The sequence below is a fragment of the Neisseria sp. HMSC074B07 genome, assembly GCF_001810355.1.
GTDB lineage: Bacteria > Pseudomonadota > Gammaproteobacteria > Burkholderiales > Neisseriaceae > Neisseria.
On the sequence record NZ_KV800924.1, the window covers coordinates 1,191 to 8,373 of the forward strand.

At 48.3% G+C, this 7,183-nt stretch carries 5 protein-coding genes; 3 read left to right on the forward strand and 2 right to left on the reverse strand.

The window, feature by feature from the left end; translation table 11 throughout:
* Positions 1-134: 134 nt before the first annotated feature.
* Positions 135-1,265, reverse strand: coding sequence for a polyamine ABC transporter substrate-binding protein (locus HMPREF2726_RS05330; protein ID WP_148132477.1), 1,131 nt, complete (start codon positions 1,263-1,265; stop codon positions 135-137).
* A 228-nt stretch (positions 1,266-1,493) separates the two neighbouring features.
* Between HMPREF2726_RS05330 and alaS the strand changes: the two genes are divergently transcribed.
* Together alaS and HMPREF2726_RS05340 are read left to right on the forward strand one after the other, a co-directional pair.
* Entirely contained in the window at positions 1,494-4,385 is a 2,892-nt protein-coding gene (alaS, locus tag HMPREF2726_RS05335; RefSeq protein ID WP_070602537.1) for an alanine--tRNA ligase, read from the forward strand.
* A 70-nt stretch (positions 4,386-4,455) separates the two neighbouring features.
* Positions 4,456-5,112, forward strand: coding sequence for a hypothetical protein (locus tag HMPREF2726_RS05340; protein ID WP_070602539.1), 657 nt, complete (start codon positions 4,456-4,458; stop codon positions 5,110-5,112).
* Here HMPREF2726_RS05340 and HMPREF2726_RS12975 read toward each other — a convergent pair.
* On the reverse strand, positions 5,053-5,670 hold the full coding sequence (locus HMPREF2726_RS12975; RefSeq protein WP_094113220.1) for a biosynthetic peptidoglycan transglycosylase: 618 nt from the start codon (positions 5,668-5,670) through the stop codon (positions 5,053-5,055). The genes HMPREF2726_RS05340 and HMPREF2726_RS12975 overlap by 60 nt on opposite strands.
* A gap of 489 nt (positions 5,671-6,159) precedes the next feature.
* Between HMPREF2726_RS12975 and HMPREF2726_RS05345 the strand changes: the two genes are divergently transcribed.
* Positions 6,160-6,981: a CPBP family intramembrane glutamic endopeptidase gene (locus HMPREF2726_RS05345; protein ID WP_049224775.1), complete on the forward strand. Its 822-nt coding sequence runs from the start codon at positions 6,160-6,162 to the stop codon at positions 6,979-6,981.
* Positions 6,982-7,183: the final 202 nt, after the last annotated feature.

The window sequence follows — 7,183 nt, forward strand, 5'->3', positions numbered from 1 at the left end:
CAACGCCGTCCTGGTTTAAAGTTAATCCACTATAAAAGACAGCCGCAAAAAACCTGTTTGATGTTTATACAAAAAGGTCGTCTGAAAACCTGTATTTCAAGTTTTCAGACGACCTTTAATCCATCCGTATCAAATTATTTGCCAGCTTTGACGCCCTGCCATTGGCGGACCATGAATTTCAAAATAGTGGGCTGGATAGGAACCATGATGAAGCTGTTTTTCAAATCTTCGTCGCTCGGGAAAATGGTGCGGTCGTCCCTGAACTCGGCTTCCATCAATTCGCGTGCGGGTTTGCTGGAAGGGGCGTAGGTGACGAAATTGCCGTTTTTCGCGGCGACTTCGGGGTCGAGGAAGTCGTTGATGTATTTGTGGGCGTTGGCGACGTTTTTCGCATCTTTTGGGATAACGAAGGAGTCCACCCAAATCCCCACGCCTTCTTTGGGCATCATGACGCGGATTTTTTCTTTGCCGCCCGCTTCTTCGGCGCGCCGTCTGGCGATGTTCAAGTCGCCGCCGAAGCCGATGGTGACGCAAGTGTCGCCGCGCGCCAAGTCGTCGATGAAGCCCGACGAGGTAAAGCGTTTGATGTTGGGGCGGTTTTTCTTGAGCAGCTCGGTTGCCGCCTTGATGTCTTCGGTATCGTTGCTGTTGGGGTTTTTACCCATGTAGTTCAACACCATAGGATAAATTTCCGCCGCGCTGTCCAAGTAGCTGATGCCGCATTGTTTGAGCTTGGATGTGTATTCGGGGTTGAACACCAAATCCCATTGGTTGTCCGGCAGTTTGTCCGTGCCTAAGGCTTTTTTCACGCGTTCGGTATTGATGGCGAAGGTATTGGTTCCCCAATAAAACGGAACGGCATATTCGTGGCTCGGATCAACGCCTTCCATCAGCTTCATCAATTCGGGATTGAGGTTTTTATAGTTGGGAATCAGGGATTTGTCGATTTTTTGATAAGCCCCTGCCTTAATCTGCCTGCCGACAAAGGTATTGGACGGGCCGACGATGTCGTAGCCCGATTTTCCGGTCAATACTTTACTTTCCAGCGTCTCATCGCTGTCGTACACGTCGTAAGTTACCTTGATACCGTTTTTCTTTTCAAAATCGGCGACGGTTTCGGGATCGACGTATTCCGACCAGTTGTAAATCCTCAATACATTTTGGTTTTCCGCCTGACCCGCTTTGTCGGAGGTATTTTTATCCGAACCTCCGCAGGCGGCGAGCATGACGGCGGTCAGGGCGATGAGTGGCAGATGTTTGGTCATTATCATTCCTTGCATATCGGGTGGAAGGGAAAGTAAGGGATTATAAATCAGGCACGCACTATCTGATAGCAATTTCCATTATATTGATAGCCCGAAGGTCGTCTGAAAGTCCCTGATTCAATAGCTAGAAACAAGGTTTTGCGGTAATATAGCAGCCATTTTCTTTCCACAATTACATACGGCCGGGAAGGTCGTCTGAAACCTTTTTAGTAGAGACATCGAAACATCATGAAAACCTCCGAACTACGCCAAAAATTCCTAAAATTCTTCGAATCCAAAGGCCACACCATCGTCCGCTCTTCCTCGCTCGTGCCGCACGACGACCCGACGCTGCTGTTTACCAACGCCGGTATGAACCAGTTTAAAGACGTATTCCTCGGCTTCGACAAACGCCCATACAACCGCGCCACCACCGCGCAAAAATGTGTACGCGCCGGCGGCAAACACAACGACTTGGAAAACGTCGGCTACACCGCCCGCCACCACACCTTCTTTGAAATGATGGGCAACTTCTCCTTCGGCGACTACTTCAAACGCGACGCCATCCACTTCGCTTGGGAGTTTCTCACCTCCCCCGAATGGCTGAACATCCCCAAAGAAAAACTCTTGGCGACCGTGTATGCCGAAGACGACGAAGCCTACAACATCTGGCTGAGCGAAATCGGTATGCCTGCCGAGCGCATCGTCCGCATCGGCGACAACAAAGGCGCGAAATACGCGTCCGACAACTTCTGGCAGATGGGTGACACCGGCCCCTGCGGCCCGTGCTCCGAAATTTTCTACGATCATGGCGAAGAAATTTGGGGCGGCATTCCGGGCAGCCCTGAAGAAGACGGCGACCGCTGGATTGAAATTTGGAACTGCGTGTTCATGCAGTTTAACCGCGACGAGCAAGGCAATATGAACCCTCTGCCCAAACCGTCCGTCGATACCGGCATGGGCTTGGAGCGAATGGCGGCCGTGATGCAGCATGTTCACAGCAACTACGAAATCGACCTGTTCCAAGACCTGCTCAAAGCCGTTGCCCGCGAAACCGGCTCGCCGTTCAGCATGGATGAGCCGAGCCTGAAAGTGATTGCCGACCACATCCGCTCCTGCTCCTTCCTGATTGCCGACGGCGTGATGCCGTCCAACGAAGGCCGCGGCTATGTCCTGCGCCGCATCATCCGCCGCGCCGTGCGCCACGGTTACAAACTCGGTCAGAAACAGGCGTTTTTCTACAAACTCGTGCCTGACTTGGTGAAAGCGATGGGCGAAGCGTATCCCGAGTTGAAAGAGAAGCAGACGCAGATTATGGAAGCCCTGCGCGCGGAAGAAACCCGCTTCGGCGAAACGCTGGAAAAAGGCATGGGCTTGTTCAACCAAGTGTTCAACGGCATGAAATTCCTGAAACTGGAAAGCCTGCTGCCGCAAGATGGTGTGGGCAAACCACTGGCATTGAAAACCGCAGAGGGTGTGGAATTCACCGCCGCCTCCCGTGCTGCTTCAGGCAAAAAGCAAATCGTTATCCGTCCCCAAGTTTCAGGTAGCCTGAACGAAGGCATGTATATCGATTTGCAGGCTGCTTTGGAAACCGCCCATATTCCCGACGCGGAAAAACCGTTTGCCGAAGCCTTGAATGCCTATTTGATGGACAACATTGCCAACAGCAAACTCGTTATCGGTGGCGAACATATCTTCAAACTCTACGACACCTACGGCTTCCCCTACGACCTGACCGCCGACATGGCGCGCGAATTGGGTATCGACTTGGACGAAGAAGGCTTCAACCGCGAAATGGAAGCCCAACGCGCCCGCGCCCGCGCCGCGCAAAACTTCAAAGCCAACGCGCAATTGGACTACACAGGCGCGGACACCGAGTTCACCGGCTACGAAAAACGCAGCCAAGACACCAAAATCATCGCCTTATACAAAGGCAGTGAAGCCGTGGACGAACTTAAAGCAGGCGAAGCAGGCGTAGTCGTTTTGGAACAAACCCCGTTCTACGCCGAAAGCGGCGGCCAAGTCGGCGACGTAGGCTTTATCGTATCGGGTGAAAACCGTTTCCGCGTCGAAGACACGCAGAAAATCAAAGCCGCCGTACACGGACAATTCGGCGCAGTCGTATCAGGTCGTCTGAAAGTGGGAGATGCCGTATCCGCCGAAATCGACAACGACATCCGCGACAGCATCATGCGCAACCACAGCGTTACCCACCTGATGCACAAAGCCCTGCGCGATGTTTTGGGCACACACGTCGAACAAAAAGGCAGCCTGCAAAACGCCGAGCTGACCCGCTTCGACATTTCCCACCCGCAAGGCATCAGCGCGGAAGAAATCGCCGAAGTCGAACGCCGCGTCAACGCCGCGATTATCGCCAACGTGCCCGTCAAAGTGGAAACCATGTCCATTGAAGACGCGCAAAAATCCGGCGCCATGATGCTCTTCGGCGAAAAATACGGCGACTTCGTCCGCGTCATCACCATGGGCGACTACTCCACCGAACTGTGCGGCGGCACCCACGTCGCCCGCACCGGCGACATCGGTTTCTTCAAAATCATCAGCGAAGGCGGCATCGCCGCAGGCATCCGACGCGTGGAAGCCATCACCGGCCTTGCCGCACTCGCATGGGCGCAAAACCAAGAAAGCCTGATGAAAAACGTCATCGCCGAAGTCAAAGCCCAAACCGAAAAAGACGTACTCGCCAAAATCCAAGCCAACGCCGCAAACGCCAAAGCCTTGGAAAAAGAGTTGGCCAAAGCCAAAGCCGAACTCGCCGTCCACGCAGGCGCAAAACTCTTGGACAACGCCAAAGACTTGGGCGCAGCCAAACTCGTTGCCGCCCAAATCGAAGCCGACGCAGCCGCCCTGCGCGAAATCGTTACCGATTTAACCGGCAAATCCGACAACGCCGTGATTCTTTTGGCGGCAGTGAAAGACGGCAAAGTCTCCCTGTGTGCCGGCGTATCCAAAGCCTTGACCGGAAAAGTGAAAGCCGGCGATTTGGTCAAATTCGCAGCCGAACAAGTCGGTGGCAAAGGCGGCGGACGGCCGGATTTGGCGCAGGCCGGAGGTACGGATGCCTCCCAAGTCGGCACGATGCTGGATTCGGCAGAAGGCTGGGTTAGAGAGAAGCTGTAATTAGAAAAGTGCAGGCTGCCTGAAAGTGGATTTTCAGGTAGCCTGAATTTCTGTATTTTGGAGAAAAAGAATGGAATTTTTTGAAAAAATTATTTTGGTAATAATATCTGGTTGGATTGGAAATAAAATTACGAAAATATTTCAAGAAAAAGCATTTCACAATCAACAAAAGATTAAAAATGCAGAAGCAGAGATGGAAAGGTTGACAGCAATTAGCACTAGATTGATTCAAGCGGTAAGTAAAAGAAGATTTGCATTACAAAATCTAATCGATGCGCTTATTACTGCAAAAAATATTGAAAAGGATGACCCTCTTAGAATAACTTATAGGGAAGCAGTCCAATCATGGAATTTAGAATTGCAATTACTATTGTTAGAATTATCTAGCTTATCTTTAGAGGGTTTGGCAAACCGTTTAGAGGATAGTGTGCAATGGCAGTTTTATCTGGCGCATAAAGACCTTAATTTTTATTTAAACAATCTAGGAAAAGACAAGTTAAGTTATTTATTAAACAAAATATCAGATAGGCTTAATCAAGTTTATGCCTCCACCCAAGAAATAAATAATATTTTAATTAAAGAAGCTCATAATAAAAAAGAAGAAATCCTTCATGGTGATACTGAAAAATTATCAATATGGAATTTAGATAAAGCCCCTAATTGGATATTATTTGTTGCAATATTTCATTCCACTCCGAATAATCTGCGCATACCTCGCTCTTTTTAGGATTTTCTCTTGCCACTCAGCACTTGGATGTTGAGGACGAGGTCTTTGTAACATGGCTGCTAATTGAGCTTTTTCATCAAAAGTAAGCTGACTTATATATTTTCCAAAACATTTTTGAGTGGCTTTTTCAATTCCATATAAGTGACTGCCAAAAAATGCATTATTTAGATAACAGTCTATAATTTGCTTCTTTGAAAATTTAAAATTAACAATAAAAGCTAAGATTAATTCATAAAATTTTCGATATAAAGTACGTTCTTTAAAACCAGTAATAGTACGTACCATTTGCATATCGATTGTGCTTGCACCACCGAATTTCTTTCTCAAAAAAAATTTTATACATTCTCTAAGTATAGACCGAAAATCTACCCCACCATGTTTCAAAAAACGCCTATCTTCAAGAGCCATTACTAGATAGTATAGCTCATCATAATCATCATAACTATTTTTTTGAATATAAGAGATTTTATCAATTTTCTCTTTTATTAAAAACAAATCTTGATTTATCGTTATTAGGAAATTTCTAATTTTTCTGTTGTTGGGAGTGGGGGAAAACATAAAATAGATCTAATTAAATTATTGTAAATATTCTACTTAACAAATTTCTAACAGTCAAATGACTGTAGTAACAATCTTAGTAGCAATCTGCAACCCGTATCCCGGCCAACCGAGTGCCTGGCTACGCCACATACCTTACCTGCGGGCGACGCAAACCTTAAGATTGAGGTGTAGGGTGTGTGCGGTACGCACGCACGCGGTTTTGTCGTTACCGAATGATTCCAAACCATGCCGTAATCCAGTCGGCAGCAAACGCAGCTTGGGTCATGATCCAACGAAATCCTCATATTACCTGTAATCTCAAAGCTGTCTGAAAAATAATTTTCAGACGGCCTCTCTATCGAAAGCAGCCTGCACTTTCAAAAATCGAAGTGCAGGCTGCTTTTTATAATAATTAGAAAAAAACGCGCAATATTTTTATACTGTACATCATCTAGCAGGCCGTACCTGCTCCCCTGCCAACTTATTTACGGAACGAACAGGAATAACATGCAGAACCCCTCTTCAGAAAAACCGACAGCTGGTTATTCGCATCCGTGGCAATACTTTCTGCTGGTGTACGCTTTGAGCGCGCCGTTTTGGCTGCTGTCTTTGTTTCTCAAACACAGTCCTCTGCCTGATAATCTGCCGCTGACCGACATCGGCGCGGCACTCACTCCGACGATTGCCGCCGCGTTGCTGCGTTACCGCGAGGGCGGAATGGCGGCGGTGCGCGGACTGTTTGGACGTGTGTTTGATTACGGGCGGATCAAGCATTCTGCCTATTTTTGGACGGCTATACTGATTTTCCCCTTGCTTTATATGCTGACTTATGTCGCGATACGCCAAACAGGACAAATTATACCCGCCTTATCCGTGTCGTTTGCGCCGCTTGCCGGTGCGTTCGTCATGTTCTTTATCGCGGCAGTTGCTGAGGAATTGGGCTATGCGGCCTACGCTACGGAAAGCCTGCAACGGCGTTTTACCCCGCTTGTTACAGCACTGATTATCGGGGTACCGTGGGCATTGTGGCATTTGCCGTCCATGATTGCCGTGGGGCAGCCTGCCGAACTGATCGCATGGGGGCTGGCAGGGACGGTTGCCGTGAGGATTATCTATGTATGGCTGTATAACGGCAGCGGCGGCTCGGTATTTGTATTGATTGCGTGCCACACGGTTGCCAATACCGCGCGCACAGGCTTTCCGGGCGGACGGGCGGTATATGAAAACGGCAACGGTATGATTCCATACGGAATTATCATCATTGCGGCGGCAATTGTGATGGTTTTTTGGCGTAAGGCGATGTGTTTACCTAATAGCAATCAAGTGTAGCTTGAGTCATGTCCCAACGAAACTTAGTATCAAAGGTCGTCTGAAAACTATTTTCAGACGACCTCGTGTTTTGATTTTAATACCCTGATGGCTTCACAGGGATGGTTTTGTATATAAGAACGAAAATTTATTTCTTGATAAACTATATTGAAAGTTAATTTTCATACATATTTATAGTGGATTAACTTTAAATCAGGACAAG